Source organism: Candidatus Legionella polyplacis, from assembly GCF_037013735.1.
GTDB classification, from domain to species: Bacteria; Pseudomonadota; Gammaproteobacteria; order Legionellales; family Legionellaceae; genus Legionella_E; species Legionella_E polyplacis_A.
Genome location: NZ_CP135136.1, coordinates 53,241 through 72,976, shown reverse-complemented (window position 1 = coordinate 72,976; position 19,736 = coordinate 53,241). Strand labels below are relative to the sequence as shown.

Here is a 19,736-nt window from a genome sequence, read left to right as displayed (position 1 = left end):
AAATTTTTATAAAATATATTATCTAATTAAAATAGGTCAGATAGCTCAGTTGGTAGAGCAGAGGACTGAAAATCCTTGTGTCGGCAGTTCAATTCTGCCTCTGACCAAAATATATATAATATTATATTATTGTCAGGGGTTTTAATAAATAAAATTAATTTTGTATACTAATAAAATTAATATTTTTTAATTATAAACATGAATTCTATTGATATAGTAAAAAAAAGATTTTTTTTGTTGGGAAACAAATCATATTTCTTTATTATTTTATATATATTAGAAACTAATCAAAAATTAGTGACAAAACAATTAAATCAATTTATTTCAAATAAATTATTTGAATTTAAAAATATTCCTATTATTATTGATTTTAGTAAGATTAAAAATGAAACTATTGATCTATTATTTTTATATAATTTTTTAAAAAATAACTTTTTATATCCTTTTGCAATCCAAGGTGTAAAAAAAAATAAAAAATTAATTGATATCGCTAAAATATTAAATTTAGCTATTTTAAACGACTCATTTACCAATAATGATAAATTAATTGTTCAAAATAATAAATATGAATATGAAAAACACTTTTTTTTTAAAGAAGAATTACAACAAAATAAATTGTATACATTTACAATTAGATCAGGACAACAAATTATTAATAAAAAGGGAGATTTAATTATCGTATCTTCAGTTAATCATGGAGCAGAATTATTTGCTAGTGGAAATATTCATATATATGGTACTCTAAGAGGAAAATCATTAGCTGGAATTAATGGAAATTCTGAAGCAAGAATTTTTTGTCAATCATTAGATGCAGAACTTTTATCTATTGCTGGTATTTATCGTTCAGATAATGCAATAAAATCTTATTTTGAACCATGCCAAATATATTTAAAAAATAATAAAATTGAAATTCAACCATTATGTTAATTTTATTCTAAATAAATTTTTATTAAAAATGAAATATTTTGTTATAATAAAATATTAATATTAATTTAATTTAAATATAATTTATTTTATATTTATTAAATATAAAAACTTTATTTTTAGTATTCCAAATACTATAATGGAAGAATTAACTTTATCAATAATTAAGCCAGATGGAGTAAAAAAATCAATTATTGGAAATATTTATAATAGATTTGAAAGATCAGGACTAAAAATTATTGCTATAAAAACTGTTAAACTTTCTTTAGAAAGAGCTATACAATTTTATTATATTCATAAGGAAAAAAATTTTTTTAATGATTTAATAAATTTTATGATTTCTGGACCTATAGTAGTTCAAATTTTACAAGGGAATAATGCTATTAAAAAAAATCGTGTATTAATGGGAAATACTAATCCAAAAAATGCATTACCAGGAACTATTCGTTATGACTTCGCAGAAAATATTAATTTTAATATTGTACATGGATCAGATAGTATAGATACAGCTTATCAAGAAATTTCCTTTTTTTTTAAATCGTATGAAATATTTGTAAAATAAATATAATTTTAAATAAATTCTTAATATTTTAAATTGATTAAAAAATGAATAATTTTTACTTATTATTTTTTTAGTAACATTTATTTTATGAAAAACAAAATAAATATATTAAATTTAAATAAAGAACAAATATTTAAAATATTTGATAACATAAATGAAAAATCTTATAGAACACAACAAATTATGCAATGGATTCATAAATTTGGTATTAAAGATTTCTTAAATATGACTAATATAAATAAAAAATTTCGTAATTATTTAAATAATACTTTTAAAATAGACTTACCTATAATTGCAGGTTTTAAAAAATCTAAAGATGGTACATGCAAATGGTTATTAAAATTAAAATGTAAGAATTATATTGAAACTGTATTTATTCCAGAAAAAAAAAGGAGAACTTTATGTATATCATCTCAAATTGGGTGCATTGCTAATTGTAGTTTTTGTTATACTGGAAAAATGGGATTTAGTAGAAATTTAAATCTATCCGAGTTATTAGGACAAATTTGGTTAGTTAATAAAAATTTAAATAAAAAAAAAAATATATATAATTATAAAAATATAACAAATATAGTAATTATGGGAATGGGAGAGCCATTATTTAATTTTAAAAATATTATCAATGCAATAAATATTATTACAGATAAATTTACATATAATATACCTCAAAAAAAAATTACATTAAGTACAGTTGGTATAGTACCAATTTTAAAAAAACTATATTATACAACTTCTATTGGAATTGCTATATCACTTCATGCTCCTAATGAAAAATTAAGAAATATTCTTGTTCCAATAAATAAAAAATATCCATTATTTAATTTGATAAAATTATGTAAAGAAATTTTTAATAAAAATCAAAAGCGCAAAGTTACTTTCGAATATGTTATGTTAAAAAATATTAATGATCAATTTATTCATGCTGATCAATTGATAAAATTATTAAACAATATTTTAGCAAAAGTTAATTTAATTCCATTTAATATGTTTCCATATTCTAAATATCAATCTTCTTCAATGGAAGTAATTAGACAATTTAATAAGAGATTATTAAATAATGGAATATATAGTTCTATTCGTAAAATAAGAGGTTTGGATATTAATGCTTCATGCGGGCAGTTATATAGTAAAATTAAAATATAGAATGATGATTTATAATAAAACTCATAATAAATTTTTATTATTAAATTATGCGTATTTATTTTTAAAAAAAATTAAAATTAAATTATTTATTAATTACAATATTTTAATTGATCCCATTTTTTATTTTGAGAATTTAAGATTAATTCACATACTTCACGTACTGCTCCATATCCTCCGGCTTTTTTTGTTTGCCAAATAGAATTCTTTTTTGCTTGTTTAGTAGCATTAGATACTGATATACTTAGTCCTACTTGTTTCATAACTGGAATATCAGGTATATCATCGCCTATATAAGCAAATTCTTCATTTTTTAAGTTTAAAATTGTTTTTAATTTATGAAATGCAAGATTTTTATCAGTTTGTCCTTTAAAAAAATATTTAATTCCTAATTGTTGTACTCTAAAATCAATTATTTTACTATTAGAGATTGTTATGATAGCTACTTCTATTCCTGCTGTAATTAATAGTTTTATTCCAATTCCATCATGTACATAAAAAGATTTAAATTCATTTCCATAATTATCTATATAAAAACAACCATTTGTTAATACTCCATCTACATCACAGATTAAACATTTTATTTTTTTTGCCTTGTCTAGTATTATTTTTTTCATTTTCTATATTGTAAAAAATTATATTTGATAAAATTAAATATTTATATTATTATAAATTATTTTTACAATAAAATTATTTTTTTAGATATTAATTATCAATAAATATCTTTTGTATTTATACATTTATATAATTAGATGAATTAAAAATTGAAAAAAATCAAAATAAAATGATTATGATTGTTGATGAATTAAAAAACATATTTTTAAACATAAAAGATATAGATTTTGTTGATGTAACATCTCATATGTCTCATTGTGATTTAACTATTGTTTCTGATTTATTTGTAAATAAATCAGAACTAGAAAGACAGCAATTTGTGTATTTAAAATTAAAAAAATATTTTTTGAACAATGATATACATTCTATAAAAATGAATCTTTTTACAAAAAAAGAATGGAACAAAAAAATATAAGTCAATTCATTATTAATGGAGGAAATTCTTTAAATGGAACAGTTAGTATTTCAGGATCTAAAAATGCAGCATTACCTATAATAGCAGCATCATTACTTACTAATGATGATGTTTATATTTCAAATATACCAGATATTAAAGATGTAAAAATTATGTTGGAAATGCTAAAATTAATAGGTTCAAAAGTAACTTTTTATACTAAAGATAGTATTAAGATCAATTCATCTAATATTAATAACTTTTATGTACCATTTAATTTTACCAAAAAAATTAGAGCTTCTATTTTACTTTTGGGTCCATTATTGTCAAGGTTCATGAAAGTCAGAATTGGCTTTCCAGGAGGATGTAATATTGGTTTTCGTCCCTTTAATTTGCATGTAGATATTTTAAAAAAAATGGGAATTGATATTTATATAGAAAATAAATGTATTAATGCTTTTATAAAAAAAAAGATAAAATCTGGAACTTTTATGTTTGATATGGTTACTGTTACCGGAACAGAAAATATATTAATGACATCAATTTTTGTAGATGGGGAAATAATTATTAAAAATGCTGCTTGTGAACCAGAAATTGTGGATTTATCTAATTTTTTAGTTGAGTTAGGAGCAAAAATTTATGGTATAGGTACAAATACCGTAATGATAAAAGGAGTAAAACGTTTACATGGAAATTATAAATATTATTCAATAATGTCAGATAGAATTGAAGCCGGTACATACTTAATAGCTGGAATTATAACGAGAGGAGAGTTATTGATTGATAATATTGATTCAAATATTTTATCATCAATTCTATTTGCTATTAAAAAAACAGGAGTTAATTTAAATGTTGGAAAAAATTATATTGAAGTGAATATGAATAAAATAATGTATTTAAACTCAGTAAATATTATAACAGCTCCTTATCCGTTTTTTCCAACAGATATGCAACCACAATTTGTTGTTTTAAATGTTATTGCAAATGGAATTTCTTTAATTATTGAAACTGTTTTTAAAAATAGATTTACACATATAAAAGAATTAATATCTATGGGTGCTAAAATTGTTTCAAATAAAAATAAAATTCTAATAACAGGAAATAAAAAATTACTGGGAACATTTGTAAAAGCTAGTGATTTACGATCTTCTGCGAGTTTAATTTTAGCTGGATTAATTGCAGTTGGAAAAACTATTATAGAATATATTGACCATATTGATAGAGGATACGATAATATTGAAAATAAATTAACTTTGTTAGGGGCAGATATTAAAAGGAGAAATATTATTATTTAATGATTTTACGTAATTTTTTAGATTCTTATTTGAATGATTTGTTAGAATGCAATATATTTAATGATTCAGTTTATAATGGTTTACAAATTGAAGGTTCTGAAGAAATTAATTCTTTATGCACTGCTGTTTCGATTTCTAGTGAAGTAATTGACAAAGTAACATTATTAAAATCTGATGCAGTAATAGTTCATCATGGATATTTTTGGAAAAAAGATTCACCTGCAATTATTGGGATCAAAAAAAAACAAATAGAGAAATTAATAAAAAACAATATTTCATTATTTGCATATCATTTACCATTAGATTGTCATAAAGAAATTGGAAATAATATTTGTTTAGGAAAACTTTTTGAACTTGATAAAATTAATTCTTATAAAGTACTTAATATACAGAATTTACTTTGGTACGGATCTTTTAAAGAACATAAAACTTATAAAGAATTTATAGACTTAATTATTTTAAAAATTGGTAGAATACCTTTGCATATACCATCTTCAAATAAATATATAAAAAATATTGCTTGGTGCACAGGAGCTGCACAAGATTTAATTTTAAAAGCATATGACTTAGGAATAGATGCCTATATAAGTGGGGAAATTTCTGAAAGAACTTATTATCAGGCTCAAGATTTAAATATTCATTATTTTTCCTGCGGTCATCATGCTACAGAGCGATTTGGAATACAAGCTTTAGGAAATTACTTAAAAGATCAATTTTCTATTGAACACTATTTCATAGAAACATTTAATCCTGTGTAATAAAGAAATAGATAACAATAATATTAATCCAATAATATTGATATTGATCGTACTCTGTTTTTAAAAAAATAAAGATGATTTAATTTAAAAAAAATTAATCCTATAATTATAGATTAATAAATATTTGTTTTGTATAATAATCAGATTAATTAAAACTTATATTTACATAAATTAAATTAATATCTTTTATATAATTTATTCTCATTAAATAATTTGTTATGAAAAAAGAATTTGTTTGTAAAAACTGATTTGTAGTTAAATTATTTTAATGTTTTTAAAAAATTAACAATTTAAAAAAAATTTTTATTTAATTAACTAACTTTAACAATAAAAAAACATATTATGCGATCTCATTATTGTAGTAGTATAAATAAAAAATTACTTAATAAAGTAGTAAGTATATGTGGATGGATAGATAATTATAGACAACATAAAAAAGTAATATTTTTTGATGTTAGAGATCATTCTGGAATTTTACAAATTGTTTGTACATATAAAAATGAAAAAGTTTTTTCTATTGCTAAAAAAATACATTATGAAGATGTAATTTGGGCTAAAGGTTTAGTATGTAATCATTCAAATATATTAAAACATCATAATTCTAAAATAAATTATATTGAAATATTAGTACATAAGTTAAAAATCTTAAATCAAGCTATTTTTCTTCCATTTACTCCAAATGAATGTAAAAATCTGGATATAAGTAAAACTATGAGATATAAATTTAGATACTTAGATTTAAGACGAGATAAAATGCAAAAAAAATTAGTATTTCGTCATAATTTAATTCAATATATTAGAAATTATTTAAATAAAAAAAATTTTATTGATATTGAAACTCCATTTTTAACTAGATCTACACCAGAAGGCGCAAAAGATTATTTTGTTCAATCAAGATCAAATCTTAAAAAATTTTATGCTTTACCTCAATCTCCACAATTATTTAAACAATTAATTATGATGTCGGGATTTAATAAATATTATCAAATTGTTCGTTGTTTTAGAGATGAAGATTTACGATCCGATAGACAACCAGAGTTTACACAACTTGATATAGAAATGTCATTTATAAAAGAAAGGCATGTTCAAAAAATAATTGAAGATATGTTAATAAAAATATTTAAAAAGTTTCTTAATGTTACTTTATCTAAAAAATTTACTAGTATAAAATATTCAGATGCTATTAATAAATTTGGAACTGATAAACCTGATTTGCGTATTCCTATCGAATTAATTAATATAACTAAAATAGTTAAAAAGTATAATTTTAGTACTTTTTTTACATTTAAAAAAGATTCTGATAATCAAGTAATTGCTTTTAAAGTTCCTAATTATTGCATTATTTCCAATAAAGAAATAATGCAATATATAACGTTCATGAAAAAATATAAAATTAAAAAATTTTTCTATTTAAAATTAAATGATGATATGCCAACTTATATAAGTTCAGAATTTTCTATTTTAAATTTTTTATCCGAAAATTGCATTAATGAAATTCTACACTTCATGTCAGTTATGTCTAATGAAATTGTTTTTATTTGTGTTGGTTTTGAAAATATTATTTATGAATCTATGGGAAATTTACGTATAGAAATAGGAAATAATAAAAATCTGATTTCTACTTCTACATGGTCTATTTTATGGATTACAGATTATCCTATGTTTTTATTAGATGAAAAAACTAAAAAATTACAATCTGTTCATCATCCATTTGTAGCTCCAAAAAAAAATAATCTTGAATTTTTAAAAAAAAATCCTTTAAAAGTTTTGTCTAAATCATATGATCTTATTATTAATGGACATGAAATTGGAGGTGGTTCTATTCGAATTCATGATTTTAATTTGCAAAATACTATATTTTCTATATTAAATATTGATATAAAAAGAATAAAATATGATTTTGGATTTTTTTTAAATGCATTAAAACATGGATGCCCACCTCATGGTGGGATTGCGTTAGGTATTGATCGGTTAATAATGCTATTAACTAATTCTAAATCTATTCGTGATGTTATAGCATTTCCTAAAACTAATTCAGCAACGTGTATGCTAACAAATTCTCCAGCAGAAATAACAGATTACATTTAAAACAAAATATTCTTTTTTAAATACATTCATTATTTTTATATAAGACTTTTATCTTCATCAGAAAACATATTTATGTTCTATTAAATTAGTAAAATAGTTGACATATAAAATTTTATTTTAACAATAAGTAAATAATAATTAAAATAATAAAAATAAAACTATTTAAAAATAAATTATAAAAAATTAGTTATTGAATTATTATTTTATAATTAAATTTATTTGTAATTTACTAAAATAAATATTTTAAATAAAATTTATAATTTTATTATTTTATATATTTAAAATATATTAAATGATTCTCCACAACTACAAGTGGATAGAGCTATAGGATTATAAATAATAAATCTCTCTCCTTTAATATCTTGTAAATAATCAATTTTTATTTTTTCTAAATATGGGAAACTAATTGCATCAATAATTAATTTTATATTTGATTTCCCGTCTGAACATTTTTTTGTAAAAATATAATCATTTTTAAATATTTCTTGATCTAGAAATATTTTATATTGTAATCCATTACAACCACCACTGATAATTCTAATTCTTAGATTAGAATTCATATTTTTTTCAGATATTAAAGAATAAATTTTATCTATAGCTTTAATAGAAATATTAATTTTAGATGATAATTTTGATGAATCATTTTTTATATTTTTCATAATTTATTTTATTTTAAATACATATTTAAGTATTAATTTTAATTAATGAATGATATATTTTATTTTTGCTCCTCCAAGGCATTGGTTATTTTTATAAAAAACAATATATTGTCCAGGATTTATAGCACGTTGTAAATAAAAAAATTCAATGTAATAATCTGAACTATTATTACATTTAAATACTGTACATAATTCTTGACGGTATCCATGTCTTATTTTTGCAAAACAATTAAATGGAAACTTAAATGGTTTTAATAACCAATGAATAGGTTCACAATAAATATTTTTTGAATATAATAAATAGTTATTAGTTCCTTGAACTACAATTAATGTATTTGTTTTTATATCTTTATGCTGTACATACCAGGGTAATTGATTAGTATTTTTTTTACCCCCTATACCTAATCCTTTTCTTTGTCCTATTGTATAAAAATATACTCCGTCATGTTTTCCCAATATTTTTCTATTAATATCTTTGATAAATCCAGGTTTTAATAGAAAAAATTCTTGTAAAAAATTTCTAAAATTTTTTTTTCCTATAAAACATAGTCCTGTTGAACTCTTTTTATTATAATTAATAAATCCTATTTTTTTTGCTAATCTTCTGACATCTACTTTATAGTAATCTCCTAATGGAAATAATAAATATTTAAAAACTTTTGGATCAATTGCATGTAAGAAATATGTTTGATCTTTTTTTTTATCTTTCGCCTGTAATAAAGGACTACTGCTATATAATTGTTTTTGACAGAATGTTTTTGCGTAATGCCCTGTAGCTAAAAAATCAGCACCTAGTTGTGACATAGAATATTTTAAAATAATTTTAAATTTAATTTCTTTATTGCAGATAATATCTGGATTTGGAGTTTTACCATGTTCATACTCATTAATAAATAATTTAAATACTTTTTCCCAATATTCTTCAGAAAAATTAGCGTAATGAATAGGAATTTTAAGTTGTTTACATATTAATTTTGCGTCGTTCCAATCATTTTTGAATGCACATTTTCCTAAAATATCATTTTTTTCCCAATTTTTAACAAATAATCCTTCAACCAAATATTTTTGTTTTTTTAATATCCAAGCAGCAACAGAAGAATCTACTCCTCCTGACATAGCAACAATTACTTTTGCTTTCATTAAAATAGTTTAATTTCATAAATTAGTTTTATTAAATTATTTTAAACTATAAAATTAAAAATAGAAATTAATTTTTGTTTATATTAAAAATATAAGAAAAATATTTTTTTGAATGTAAATTTCTTTATAAATTTATTAAAATTTTTATATTAATAATTTTAATAAATACTAAATTCAATTAAAATACAGTATAATTATTATATTTGTATTTTAATAAATTATTATTATGAGGATATAAATTATATGGCAGTACAACAAAATAAAAAATCTCGTTCAAAAAGAAATATGAGAAGATCTCATGATAAATTATATATTCCTGCATTATCTATTGATAATTTTACTAAAGAAGTACATTTAAGACATCATATAACAAAAGATGGTTATTACAAAGGAAAAAAATTTTTATATTTAAAAAAAACAAAAAAAATAAAAGAGTAAAAATTGAAGAAAATAATTATTGCAATTGACACAATGGGTGGAGATTACGGAGTTAAAGCATCAATACCAGCTTGTGTACGTTTAATAAAAAAAAATTCAAATTTAAAGTTATTATTAGTTGGTAATCAAGAACAAATTTATACGCAACTTAAAAAGTTTAATATAACTAAACATGAACAATTTTCAGTTATTCATACACATGAAGAAATTTCTATGGAACAATCTCCAATAAATGCCATTAGAAATAAAAAAAATTCCTCTATGCACGTAGCAATAAAATTAATTAAAGAAAAAAGAGCTCATGCATGTGTAAGTTCTGGCAATACAGGAGCATTAGTGGCAATATCTAATTTTTTTTTAAAAACTTTACCTGGAATTGAAAGACCTGGAATTATGGCAGTTTTCCCAACTATAATTGGAAAAACTCGTGTTTTAGATTTAGGGGCTAGTATTACCTTGAATGCTAGACATTTATTCCAATTTTCAATTATGGGAAGTGCTTTGATCGAGATTTTAGAAAAAAAAATGAATCCTAAAGTGGGCCTTTTAAATGTTGGTATAGAAGATATAAAAGGTAATGATCAAATTAAATTGGCTTCTTATAAATTAAAACAATCTAAAATAATAAATTATATAGGATATGTTGAAGGAAATTGTGTATATACTGGAAGAGTAGATTTAATAATTTGTGATGGATTTACAGGTAATATTGTACTCAAAACTAGTGAAGGATTAGCAAAGTTAATATTAATTAAAATTAAAGAATCGTTTTATAAAAACTTTTTTACTAAATTATTAGGAATAATTTCAATGCCTGTATGGTTAAATATAAAAAAAAAAATGAATCCCATTTATTATAATGGTGCTGTTTTATTAGGATTAAATGGTATTGTTATTAAAAGTCATGGAAATGCATGTGAAAAGGCTTTTGAATTTGCAATTAAAGAAGCAATAAAAGAAGTTGAAAATAATGTTATTGATTTACTAAGAGATAGAATGATAAATTATGTAAAACAAGGTATATTATCATGAAAAGTGTTATAATTAATGGAACTGGGTGTTATTTACCAAATTATATATTAAGTAATGAAGAATTAGAATCTAAATTAAATACTTCTAATAAATGGATATATACAAGAACTGGAATAAAACAAAGACATATAGCTTCAAATTATGAAACAACTTCTTTTATGGCATGTAAAGCAGCTTTAAATGCATTAAAAAATTCTAGTATTAATGCAATTGATATTGATTTAATTTTAGTAGCTACATGTACTCCAAATTATTTTTTTCCTAATATAGCATCTCATATTCAAAAAGCACTTAATGTTACTCATTCTATACCTTCGTTTGATATTAATGCAGCGTGCAGTGGATTTATTTACGCAATGGATATAGCTAAACAATATATTTCTTCTGGAAATGCAAAGCATATTTTAATTGTAGGTAGTGAAGTAATGTCAAAAGCTTTAAATTGGGTAGATAGATCTACTTGTGTTTTATTTGGAGATGGTGCTGGAGCTATTATTTTAAGTGAAAGTAATAAACCTGGAATTTTATCGAGTATTTTATATACAAAATATGATATAAACTCACTTTTAATGTATCGAAATTATTCTAATAAGAAAAAAAAATCTTTTATAAAAATGCAAGGTAACAAAATTTTTAAGCTTTCCGTAAAAATTATAGAAAATATTATTAACAAAGTACTAAATTCTTGTCAATTAAATAAAACAGATATTAGTTGGTTAATTCCTCATCAATCTAATATCAGAATTATCCAAGCAGTAGCTAAAAAATTAAATTTTCCTATGTCTCAAGTAATTATAACAATTAAAAAGCAAGGAAATACTTCTGCAGCTTCTATACCTTTAGCACTAGATTATGCTATACGCCAAAAAAAAAAAATTAAACAAAATGATATATTATTATTAGAATCCTTTGGTGGAGGATTAACATGTGGAGCTATGTTAATACGATATTAAATTTAAAAGTCTTAATTAATTTCACACAGAGTATATTTATTAAATAAATATTGTTATCATGTTTATTAAGTATATTTAAAATCGATAATTAATATATGGTCAAACGTAAAATAGCATTTGTTTTTCCAGGACAAGGATCTCAATCTATAAAATTATTACATAAATTAGAAAGTTCTTTTCCTATGGTAAAAGATTTATTATATCAAATTTCTGAATGTATCCATTACAATATTTGGGATTTGATTACAAATCAATCTAATGGTCATAAAAATAAAATACAACATACACAATTAATTGTATTAATATCAAATATAGCTTTATTTAAATTATTAGAACATTTAAATTTATTAAATTCTATTTCTTATATGGCTGGACATAGTGTTGGAGAATATTCTGCATTATTTTGTTCTAATGCAATTAGCTTAAATGATGTAATTCATTTAGTAATAAAAAGAGAAAAATTAATGTACAATAATATTATGTTTAATAAACATAAAGGAAGTATGGCAGTAATTGTAGGATTAAATAGCAAAAAAATCATTAATATTTGTAAAAATGTTAGTAAATTTACTGCAAAAGTGTATTTATCAGGATTTAATTCTAAAAATCAAATTACTATATCTGGTTATTCTACTGCTGTAAAAAAAGTATTAGATATAGCCATTAAAAAAGGAGCAATGTTTACTAAATTAATTGATGTTAGCAGTCCTTCTCATTGTCCTTTGTTAAAGGATATTGCTAATATATTTTTTCAATATTTAAATACTGTTAACTTTAAAATTCCTAAAATACCTATTATTTCTAATGTAAATGCAGTTCCTTATAATTCAATAAATAATATACGTACCTTATTAAAAGCACAATTATATTGTCCAGTTCAATGGGTAAAAACTATTAAATTTATAAAAAATAATGGTGTTAATTTAATAATTGAATGTGGATTTGGAAATATATTAACTAATCTTATTAAAAATATTGATAAAAAAATAGTAACATGGAATATTAATAATCAATTAAATTTGGAAAAATTAGTAAAATTTATTAGTAAAATTGAAAATTTTTAATCATGAAATTAAATAATAAATTTGTTTTAATTACAGGAGCTAATAGAGGAATTGGTAAATCTATTGCATTAACATTAGCTAAAAGAAAGTTTTTTATAATTGGTACAGCTTCTACAGAAGAAGGAGTTAAAAATATCAATAATAATTTTATTAAACATAATTTATTGGGTGAAGGTTTTCTTTTAAATCTTAAAAATAAGAAAGAAATTACTAATCTAATTAATATACTTTATGAACAAAAAAAAATTCCTTCCATATTAATAAATAATGCAGGAATTTGTAATGATAATTTACTTATAAGAATGAAAGACAAAGAGTGGATTGATGTTATAGATATTAATTTAAATTCTATATTTTATCTAACTAAATTATGTGTAAAATTTATGTTAAAATTTAAATGGGGTAGAATTGTAAATATAAGTTCTGTTATTGGATTAATAGGAAATCCTGGACAAACCAATTATGCAGCAACAAAATCTGCTATCATTGGATTTAGTAAATCTTTAGCTAAAGAATTAGCAATAAAAAGAATTACAGTAAATGTTGTTGCTCCTGGATTTATAGATACTGATATGACTAAAAAAATACCTGATTTTATAAAAGAAAAAATATTAAAATATATCCCTATGAAAAAAATAGGAAAACCTCAACATGTAGCAGATGCTGTATTATTTTTAATTTCTGATCGTGCAGAATATATTACTGGAGAAACTATTCATGTTAATGGAGGAATGTATATGTGTTAATTTTTAATATGAAATAAAAAATTAAAAAAATTATGTTTATAATTTAACGATATTTTGTCACTAAAATTAAAAGAGGAAATAATGGATACAATTGAAAAAAGAGTAAAAAAAATTGTTGCTGAACAACTGAACTTAAATGAAGATGAATTAAAAAATTCAGCATCTTTTATTCAAGATTTAGGAGCAGATTCATTAGACACTGTTGAATTAGTAATGGCATTAGAAGAGGAATTTAATACAGAAATATCTGATGATCAAGCTGAAAAAATTGGAACAATACAAGAAGCTATAGATTATATTAAATTAAATATAAAAAAAGAAAAAAATAATCAACTTTAATAGGATTAATTTATTTTGAATAAAAGACGTGTTGTTGTAACTGGAATAGGAATGGTAACACCCATTGGTTTAAACGTTTATCAAACATGGAATAATATTTTATTAGGAAAAAGTGGTGTATCATTGGTTAATGAATTTGATACATCTAAATACACAACTAAAATTTGGGCTAAAGTTAAAAATTTTAATATTGGAAATTATATTCCACTAAGTGAATCAAAAAAAATGGATTTATTTACACAATTTGGTATGGTTGCTGCCATTGAAGCTATAAAAGATTCTAAATTAGTTATTGATGATTCTATTAGTTATCGTACAGGAGTTTCAGTTGGAGCAGGAATTGGTGGTATAGAAACTATTATAAAAAACCAAGAAAAATTAATTAAATATGGTCCAAGAAAAATATCTCCTTTTTTTATTCCTTCTGGAATAATAAATATTTTATCTGGACAGATATCAATAAAATATAAATTAAAAGGACCAAATATTGCAATATCTACTGCTTGTACAACAGGAACACATAATATAGGAATTGCTTTTCGTATGATTTCTTATGGAGATGCAGATCTTATGATTTGTGGAGGATCTGAAATGACTACAAATCCATTATGTTTAGCTGGTTTTTCTGCAACTCGTTCTTTATCAAAACGTAATAATGAACCTGAAAAAGCATCTAGACCTTGGGATAAAGATAGAGATGGTTTTGTTATTGGAGAAGGATCTGGTATTCTTATACTAGAGGAACTTAACCATGCAATAAATAGAGGTGCATCCATTTATGCAGAAATAATTGGCTTTGGAATGTCAGGAGATGCTTATCATATTACAGCTCCGGATAAAAAAGCAGAAGGATTTTTAAGATCAATGTTACATGCTATTAAAGATGCAAAAATAGATATAGAACAAATTGATTATATCAATGCTCATGGAACTTCTACTTATTTAAATGATTTATATGAAACAAAAGCTATAAAAAAATTATTTAAAAATCATGCTTATAACTTAGCTGTTAGTTCTACAAAATCTATGACCGGTCATTTATTAGGAGCTACAGGAGCTGTAGAAGCTATTTTTACTATTCTTGCAATTAAAAATCAAATTGCTCCTCCCACTATAAATTTAGATTATCCTGATAAAGATTGTGATTTAAATTATGTGGCACATAAACCTCAAAAAAGAATTATTAACTTTGCTTTAAGTAATTCATTTGGATTTGGAGGAACTAATGGGAGTCTTTTATTTAAAAAAGTTTAATTTTTCTTTAAATTTTTATTTAAAAAATAAAATAGATAAAAAATTATATATTTGTTACTTTATAAAAGTAAGATTATGAAAAATAATTGTGGATATTTTATTGTTATAGAAGGATTGGAGGGATCTGGAAAATCTACTATATTACGTTTAATTAAAAAATATTTAATTTTAAAAAATTTTATATTTAGAATTTTAACCGTAAGAGATCCAGGTGGAACTTTTTTAGGAGAAAGTATAAGAAAAATTATAACAAATAAAAATATAAATTTTTTAAGTTTTAAAGCAGAATTACTTTTATTTTATGCTGCAAGAGTTCAATTATTTGAACAAGTAATTCAACCAGCATTAAAAAAAAATATTTGTGTATTAAGTGATAGATTTGAATTATCAACATTTGCATATCAATATGGTGGAAGAAAAATAAATAAAGAGTTTATTATTAAACTTTCTGATTTTTGTTTAAATAAATTTAAACCAGATTTAACATTTTTCCTAGATATTAGTCCAAGAGAATGTTTTAATAGAATATTAAAAAGAAATAAGATTGATAGGTTTGAAAAAGAATCATTTCATTTTTTTCAATGTGTATACGATACTTATCATGAATTCATTAACTCTATAAAAGATATAATCTGTATTAATGTTTATAAAAAATCTTTGAGTGAAATATTAAACGTAATTATATTAAAATTAAATAACTTAATTTTTAATGATAAATCTAAATAATTTAAACATTCCTTATTATAATAAGGATATTTGGAACAATTTTAGGACCTTATTTTTTAAAAAAAAAATACCAAATACAATACTATTTATTAGCATATCTAATATAGAAAAAATAAATTTTATTTATTGTTTAATATCTTTAATGCTTTGTTCTAACCATTCATTGCTATGTAATAATTGTTATAATTGTAAGTTAATAAAAAGAAAACAACATCCCGATATATATACATTAAATAATCATAAAGAATTAATTACTATTGATCATATTAGGATGTTACAAAAATTTGCTTTTATATATCCATATATAAATAAATATAAATTTATAGTAATAGAATACATTGAAACTATCAATATCTATGCAAAAAATGCTTTATTAAAATTACTTGAAGAACCTCCTAGTTATCTTTATATTATCTTGAGCTCAGAAATAGTAGGAATAATACCAAATACTATTTTAAGTAGATGCTATAAATACAGATTGAATTTTCCGATTTTATTGCGATATAACTATTTAGATTTAAATTTTTGGAATAATAATATTAGTTATGAAAAAAGAAATATATTAACTAAAGTTAATATATTTATTGACGACTTACAAAACTTGATTAAAAATAAATTATATATTTGTAATTTTTTATCTAAATGGTCGAAATATAATTTTTATGATGTAATATGGATGATTTATCTTGTTAATGTACAAATGATATGTTACCATTTTAAAGGTATAAACGATAAAAAGTGGGATAAATTAATTAATTTATCAGAACAATTTTCCATTGATTTTTTATTTAAGCAACTTGATAGAATATATAATTTGATGATTAAGTACCATAATACTTATGGTGTAAATACTAATTTTTTTTTAGAGTATATTATATTAAGTTATGTTAATAATTACTGAATTAATTTATGTTAGTAGATTCTCATTGTCATCTTCATTTAATTGATTTTAATCATACAAATAAAGACATAGACTGTATTATAAATGATGCATATAAAAATAATGTGAAACACATACTATGTGTTTCTACAGATTTAAATGATTATATAACTTTAACTAAATTATCTGATTTATATAAAAATGTGAGTATTTCTACAGGTTTACATCCTAATAAAAATAAATATGACATATCTTCTTTAAAAGAATTTTCTTATGATTCTCGATGCATTGCTATAGGAGAAACTGGATTAGATTTTAACTCAAAAACACTAGATAACAATAAAATAAAACAAAAAGAATTATTTAAATGTCACATAAAAATTGCAAAAAGAGTTAAAAAACCTTTAATAATACATACTAGAAATGCAGCATTAGAAACATTAGAAATAATGAATAATGAAAATGCAGAAAATATAGGTGGTGTAATACATTGTTTTAATGAAAGCTATCAAATAGCAAAATATTTTCTAGACATGAATTTTTATCTTTCTTTTTCTGGAATTATTACTTTTAAAAATGCTGAATATTTAAGAGAGGTAGTAAAAAAAATACCTATTAATAGAATTTTAATTGAAACAGATTCTCCATATCTTGCCCCAGAACCATATAGAGGAAAACAAAATTATCCTGCTTTTTTAAAGTATATTGCTATAGTTTTAGGAGAAATTAAAAATAAAAATTTTAAAGAAATTTCAAAAAAAACTACAGAAAATTTTCTTAATTGTTTTAATTCTATTAACAAAGATATATAAAAATTTTATTTTTATTTAATCTTTAAATGTGTATAAATATTGAAATAATTCAGAATCTATAGTTTAAATTAAATTTTATAAAAGAATAATTACATAATAAATGTATCTTAATTCAATTAAATTAACGTTTAATATATAAAATAATAATAAATTTTGCAGTATTTACGGAGAGACAGGGATTCGAACCCTGGAAAAAGTGTTAAAATTCTTTTTGACGATTTTCAAGACCGTTGCTTTAATCCACTCAGCCATCTCTCCAAAAAATAAAATTAATCGTTTAACATATAAGAAATTATGTATTATAATGTAAAAAAAATAATAATTCTAGTTGCCATATTATATAATATCAATATTTTTCTTATTTATACTATTAAAATATAAAGTAAAAATTATTCTTAAAATATTATTTTACATATAAATATATTTATTAAAACAAAAATGATTTTTATCATTATATTAAAACTCAATTGTTAAATTACATATTTAATATGGTATTGATATTTTTAAAATATAAATTTATAAAAACAAATTTTTAACTAAAGTTTTATAGTTTAAATAAATATTTGCTGCCATAATTAGCAACATACTTTTATATATAAAAAGAATTTATTTTGAGATAAAATATAATATTAATTAAATAACATTAATTAATAGAAATTAATTTAATATAATTAATAACTAAAAATAACTAATTATTTTTATGAGGAATTTAATGAAAAATAAATGTTTAACTGGTTTAAAAGATATCAAAGTTGGAAAATCTGCGATTTCCAATATTGATACTGAAAATTGTGATTTATGTTATAGAAGTTATTCCATCAAGGAAATGGTAAAATATGCTAATTTTGAAGAAATTGCTTATCTTTTATTATATAATCATTTACCTAATGAAATAGAATTAAAAGAATATAATTTTAAATTAATAAAGTTTAGAATATTACCAAACGTATTAAAAAATATTTTAGAAAAAATACCAATAAATACTAACCCTATGGATGTATTACATATAGGTTGTATGTTTATGTCTGTTTTAGAGCCAGAAACAGATTTTATACAACAAAATGATATTATTGATAGATTATTAGCTATATTCCCTAGTATTTTATGCTATTGGTATAATTTTCATTATAAAAGAAAAAAAATATCTGAAAATATTAATAAATTCACTTTAAGTGAATATTTTTTATCATCACTGTTTGATAGTGAATCTGATCCTTTGATATATAAAGCTTTTGATATATCTTTAATTTTATATGCAGAACATGAATTTAATGCTTCTACTTTTGCATCTCGTGTTACAGCATCAACTTTATCTGATATTTATTCTGCTATTTCAACTGGAATAGGTACTTTACGTGGAATCTTACATGGAGGAGCTAATGAAATGGCAATAAAACTATTGTTACATTTGAAAAATGTAAAAGACATTAAAAAAGAATTAAAAATTATGCTTTCTAAAAAAATGAAAATTATGGGATTTGGTCATCGTGTATATAAAACATATGATCCAAGATCTAATATTATAAAAAAATGGGCGTATAAATTATGTAATTTTAGAAATAATGAACAATTATTTGATATAGCTGAAACAGTTGAAAATATAATGATAAATGAGAAAAAACTATTTCCTAATGTAGATTTTTATAGTGCATTATTATATTATTTCTGCAATATTCCTATATTTTTGTTTACTCCTATTTTTGTAATGTCGAGAATATCAGGATGGGGCGCTCATATTTTTGAACAAAGAAAAAATAATAATTTAATAAGACCAAAAGCAGAATATATTGGTCCTAAACTAAAAAAATTTATTAAAATAAATGAACGATAATAAATAAAATAAATAAATTTATAATTTATTACATTAAAAATTGTAATTTTTAATACTATTGATTTTTAATCAATATTTAATTTATA

General features: G+C 21.5%; 21 protein-coding genes and 2 tRNA genes. 19 read left to right on the top strand and 4 right to left on the bottom strand.

All coding sequences use genetic code 11. The features are described from left to right. The first annotated feature begins 34 nt into the window (after nt 1–34). From RQL38_RS00360 to rlmN, 4 genes are all read left to right on the top strand, one after another. Nucleotides 35–107, top strand: a tRNA-Phe gene (locus RQL38_RS00360). Nucleotides 108–198: 91 nt separating this feature from the next. Next, nucleotides 199–927 (top strand): septum site-determining protein MinC, encoded by a 729-nt coding sequence (gene minC / locus RQL38_RS00355; protein ID WP_338521695.1) that lies wholly within the window; start codon nt 199–201, stop codon nt 925–927. Nucleotides 928–1,063: 136 nt separating this feature from the next. Next, a complete protein-coding gene (gene ndk / locus RQL38_RS00350; protein ID WP_422388204.1) occupies nt 1,064–1,486 on the top strand; it encodes a nucleoside-diphosphate kinase in 423 nt (140 codons plus the stop codon). Nucleotides 1,487–1,573: 87 nt separating this feature from the next. Further along, nucleotides 1,574–2,629, top strand: coding sequence for a 23S rRNA (adenine(2503)-C(2))-methyltransferase RlmN (rlmN, locus tag RQL38_RS00345; RefSeq protein ID WP_338521693.1), 1,056 nt, complete (start codon nt 1,574–1,576; stop codon nt 2,627–2,629). An 89-nt stretch (nt 2,630–2,718) separates the two neighbouring features. On the opposite strand, the gene RQL38_RS00340 is transcribed toward rlmN, so the two are convergent. Continuing rightward, on the bottom strand, nt 2,719–3,243 hold the full coding sequence (locus tag RQL38_RS00340; protein ID WP_338521691.1) for an HAD-IIIA family hydrolase: 525 nt from the start codon (nt 3,241–3,243) through the stop codon (nt 2,719–2,721). Between the two features lie 173 nt (nt 3,244–3,416). Here RQL38_RS00340 and RQL38_RS00335 point away from each other — a divergent pair, with 173 nt between their 5' ends. The 4 genes from RQL38_RS00335 to aspS all read left to right on the top strand — a co-directional run bounded on the left by RQL38_RS00335 (nt 3,417) and on the right by aspS (nt 7,776). Then, nucleotides 3,417–3,656 carry a BolA/IbaG family iron-sulfur metabolism protein gene (locus RQL38_RS00335; RefSeq protein WP_338521689.1) on the top strand — a complete coding sequence of 80 codons (240 nt, stop codon included), beginning with the start codon at nt 3,417–3,419 and terminating at the stop codon, nt 3,654–3,656. Continuing rightward, nucleotides 3,638–4,930 (top strand): UDP-N-acetylglucosamine 1-carboxyvinyltransferase, encoded by a 1,293-nt coding sequence (murA, locus tag RQL38_RS00330; RefSeq protein WP_338521687.1) that lies wholly within the window; start codon nt 3,638–3,640, stop codon nt 4,928–4,930. Before RQL38_RS00335 ends, murA begins: the two co-directional genes overlap by 19 nt. Continuing rightward, nucleotides 4,930–5,688, top strand: coding sequence for a Nif3-like dinuclear metal center hexameric protein (locus RQL38_RS00325; RefSeq protein WP_338521686.1), 759 nt, complete (start codon nt 4,930–4,932; stop codon nt 5,686–5,688). The genes murA and RQL38_RS00325 overlap by 1 nt, the downstream gene beginning before the upstream one ends. 342 nt (nt 5,689–6,030) lie before the next feature. Next, nucleotides 6,031–7,776, top strand: coding sequence for an aspartate--tRNA ligase (gene aspS / locus RQL38_RS00320; RefSeq protein WP_338521685.1), 1,746 nt, complete (start codon nt 6,031–6,033; stop codon nt 7,774–7,776). A 278-nt stretch (nt 7,777–8,054) separates the two neighbouring features. Here aspS and RQL38_RS00315 read toward each other — a convergent pair whose 3' ends face one another. Beyond that, complete coding sequence (locus RQL38_RS00315) at nt 8,055–8,435, bottom strand: HesB/IscA family protein (protein ID WP_338521683.1); 381 nt, start codon at nt 8,433–8,435, stop codon at nt 8,055–8,057. Nucleotides 8,436–8,477: 42 nt separating this feature from the next. Continuing rightward, a complete protein-coding gene (gene mnmA / locus RQL38_RS00310; protein WP_338521680.1) occupies nt 8,478–9,575 on the bottom strand; it encodes a tRNA 2-thiouridine(34) synthase MnmA in 1,098 nt (365 codons plus the stop codon). Between the two features lie 243 nt (nt 9,576–9,818). Here mnmA and rpmF point away from each other — a divergent pair, with 243 nt between their 5' ends. From rpmF to RQL38_RS00260, 10 genes are all read left to right on the top strand, one after another. Then, nucleotides 9,819–10,013: a 50S ribosomal protein L32 gene (gene rpmF, locus RQL38_RS00305; protein ID WP_338521679.1), complete on the top strand. Its 195-nt coding sequence runs from the start codon at nt 9,819–9,821 to the stop codon at nt 10,011–10,013. A 3-nt stretch (nt 10,014–10,016) separates the two neighbouring features. Then, nucleotides 10,017–11,045 (top strand): phosphate acyltransferase PlsX, encoded by a 1,029-nt coding sequence (gene plsX, locus RQL38_RS00300; RefSeq protein WP_338521677.1) that lies wholly within the window; start codon nt 10,017–10,019, stop codon nt 11,043–11,045. After that, complete coding sequence (locus RQL38_RS00295; RefSeq protein WP_338521675.1) at nt 11,042–11,998, top strand: beta-ketoacyl-ACP synthase III; 957 nt, start codon at nt 11,042–11,044, stop codon at nt 11,996–11,998. Before plsX ends, RQL38_RS00295 begins: the two co-directional genes overlap by 4 nt. Nucleotides 11,999–12,093: 95 nt before the next feature. Continuing rightward, a complete protein-coding gene (locus tag RQL38_RS00290) occupies nt 12,094–13,062 on the top strand; it encodes an ACP S-malonyltransferase (RefSeq protein ID WP_338521673.1) in 969 nt (322 codons plus the stop codon). 2 nt (nt 13,063–13,064) lie between these two features. Then, on the top strand, nt 13,065–13,808 hold the full coding sequence (gene fabG, locus RQL38_RS00285; protein ID WP_338521671.1) for a 3-oxoacyl-[acyl-carrier-protein] reductase: 744 nt from the start codon (nt 13,065–13,067) through the stop codon (nt 13,806–13,808). A gap of 81 nt (nt 13,809–13,889) precedes the next feature. Next, nucleotides 13,890–14,147 carry an acyl carrier protein gene (gene acpP, locus RQL38_RS00280; RefSeq protein WP_338521670.1) on the top strand — a complete coding sequence of 86 codons (258 nt, stop codon included), beginning with the start codon at nt 13,890–13,892 and terminating at the stop codon, nt 14,145–14,147. A gap of 15 nt (nt 14,148–14,162) precedes the next feature. Then, complete coding sequence (gene fabF / locus RQL38_RS00275; RefSeq protein WP_338521668.1) at nt 14,163–15,401, top strand: beta-ketoacyl-ACP synthase II; 1,239 nt, start codon at nt 14,163–14,165, stop codon at nt 15,399–15,401. Nucleotides 15,402–15,476: 75 nt separating this feature from the next. Beyond that, a complete protein-coding gene (gene tmk / locus RQL38_RS00270) occupies nt 15,477–16,127 on the top strand; it encodes a dTMP kinase (RefSeq protein ID WP_338521666.1) in 651 nt (216 codons plus the stop codon). Beyond that, nucleotides 16,111–17,028: a hypothetical protein gene (locus RQL38_RS00265; RefSeq protein ID WP_338521664.1), complete on the top strand. Its 918-nt coding sequence runs from the start codon at nt 16,111–16,113 to the stop codon at nt 17,026–17,028. Before tmk ends, RQL38_RS00265 begins: the two co-directional genes overlap by 17 nt. Before the next feature lie 8 nt (nt 17,029–17,036). After that, complete coding sequence (locus tag RQL38_RS00260; RefSeq protein WP_338521662.1) at nt 17,037–17,819, top strand: TatD family hydrolase; 783 nt, start codon at nt 17,037–17,039, stop codon at nt 17,817–17,819. A 165-nt stretch (nt 17,820–17,984) separates the two neighbouring features. On the opposite strand, the gene RQL38_RS00255 is transcribed toward RQL38_RS00260, so the two are convergent. Next, a tRNA-Ser gene (locus RQL38_RS00255) sits at nt 17,985–18,077 on the bottom strand. 454 nt (nt 18,078–18,531) lie between these two features. On the opposite strand from RQL38_RS00255, the gene RQL38_RS00250 reads away from it, so the two are divergent. Beyond that, complete coding sequence (locus RQL38_RS00250) at nt 18,532–19,650, top strand: citrate/2-methylcitrate synthase (RefSeq protein WP_338521660.1); 1,119 nt, start codon at nt 18,532–18,534, stop codon at nt 19,648–19,650. The last annotated feature ends 86 nt before the right edge of the window (nt 19,651–19,736 follow it).

What these genes read in the sequence shown, in the direction of transcription:
- minC (WP_338521695.1), top strand. Translation starts at nt 199, where the DNA reads ATGAATTCTATTGATATAGTAAAAAAAAGATTTTTTTTGTTGGGAAAC.
- ndk (WP_422388204.1), top strand. Translation starts at nt 1,064, where the DNA reads ATGGAAGAATTAACTTTATCAATAATTAAGCCAGATGGAGTAAAAAAA.
- rlmN (WP_338521693.1), top strand. Translation starts at nt 1,574, where the DNA reads ATGAAAAACAAAATAAATATATTAAATTTAAATAAAGAACAAATATTT.
- RQL38_RS00340 (WP_338521691.1), bottom strand. Translation starts at nt 3,243, where the DNA reads ATGAAAAAAATAATACTAGACAAGGCAAAAAAAATAAAATGTTTAATC.
- RQL38_RS00335 (WP_338521689.1), top strand. Translation starts at nt 3,417, where the DNA reads ATGATTGTTGATGAATTAAAAAACATATTTTTAAACATAAAAGATATA.
- murA (WP_338521687.1), top strand. Translation starts at nt 3,638, where the DNA reads ATGGAACAAAAAAATATAAGTCAATTCATTATTAATGGAGGAAATTCT.
- RQL38_RS00325 (WP_338521686.1), top strand. Translation starts at nt 4,930, where the DNA reads ATGATTTTACGTAATTTTTTAGATTCTTATTTGAATGATTTGTTAGAA.
- aspS (WP_338521685.1), top strand. Translation starts at nt 6,031, where the DNA reads ATGCGATCTCATTATTGTAGTAGTATAAATAAAAAATTACTTAATAAA.
- RQL38_RS00315 (WP_338521683.1), bottom strand. Translation starts at nt 8,435, where the DNA reads ATGAAAAATATAAAAAATGATTCATCAAAATTATCATCTAAAATTAAT.
- mnmA (WP_338521680.1), bottom strand. Translation starts at nt 9,575, where the DNA reads ATGAAAGCAAAAGTAATTGTTGCTATGTCAGGAGGAGTAGATTCTTCT.
- rpmF (WP_338521679.1), top strand. Translation starts at nt 9,819, where the DNA reads ATGGCAGTACAACAAAATAAAAAATCTCGTTCAAAAAGAAATATGAGA.
- RQL38_RS00295 (WP_338521675.1), top strand. Translation starts at nt 11,042, where the DNA reads ATGAAAAGTGTTATAATTAATGGAACTGGGTGTTATTTACCAAATTAT.
- RQL38_RS00290 (WP_338521673.1), top strand. Translation starts at nt 12,094, where the DNA reads ATGGTCAAACGTAAAATAGCATTTGTTTTTCCAGGACAAGGATCTCAA.
- fabG (WP_338521671.1), top strand. Translation starts at nt 13,065, where the DNA reads ATGAAATTAAATAATAAATTTGTTTTAATTACAGGAGCTAATAGAGGA.
- acpP (WP_338521670.1), top strand. Translation starts at nt 13,890, where the DNA reads ATGGATACAATTGAAAAAAGAGTAAAAAAAATTGTTGCTGAACAACTG.
- tmk (WP_338521666.1), top strand. Translation starts at nt 15,477, where the DNA reads ATGAAAAATAATTGTGGATATTTTATTGTTATAGAAGGATTGGAGGGA.
- RQL38_RS00265 (WP_338521664.1), top strand. Translation starts at nt 16,111, where the DNA reads ATGATAAATCTAAATAATTTAAACATTCCTTATTATAATAAGGATATT.
- RQL38_RS00260 (WP_338521662.1), top strand. Translation starts at nt 17,037, where the DNA reads ATGTTAGTAGATTCTCATTGTCATCTTCATTTAATTGATTTTAATCAT.
- RQL38_RS00250 (WP_338521660.1), top strand. Translation starts at nt 18,532, where the DNA reads ATGAAAAATAAATGTTTAACTGGTTTAAAAGATATCAAAGTTGGAAAA.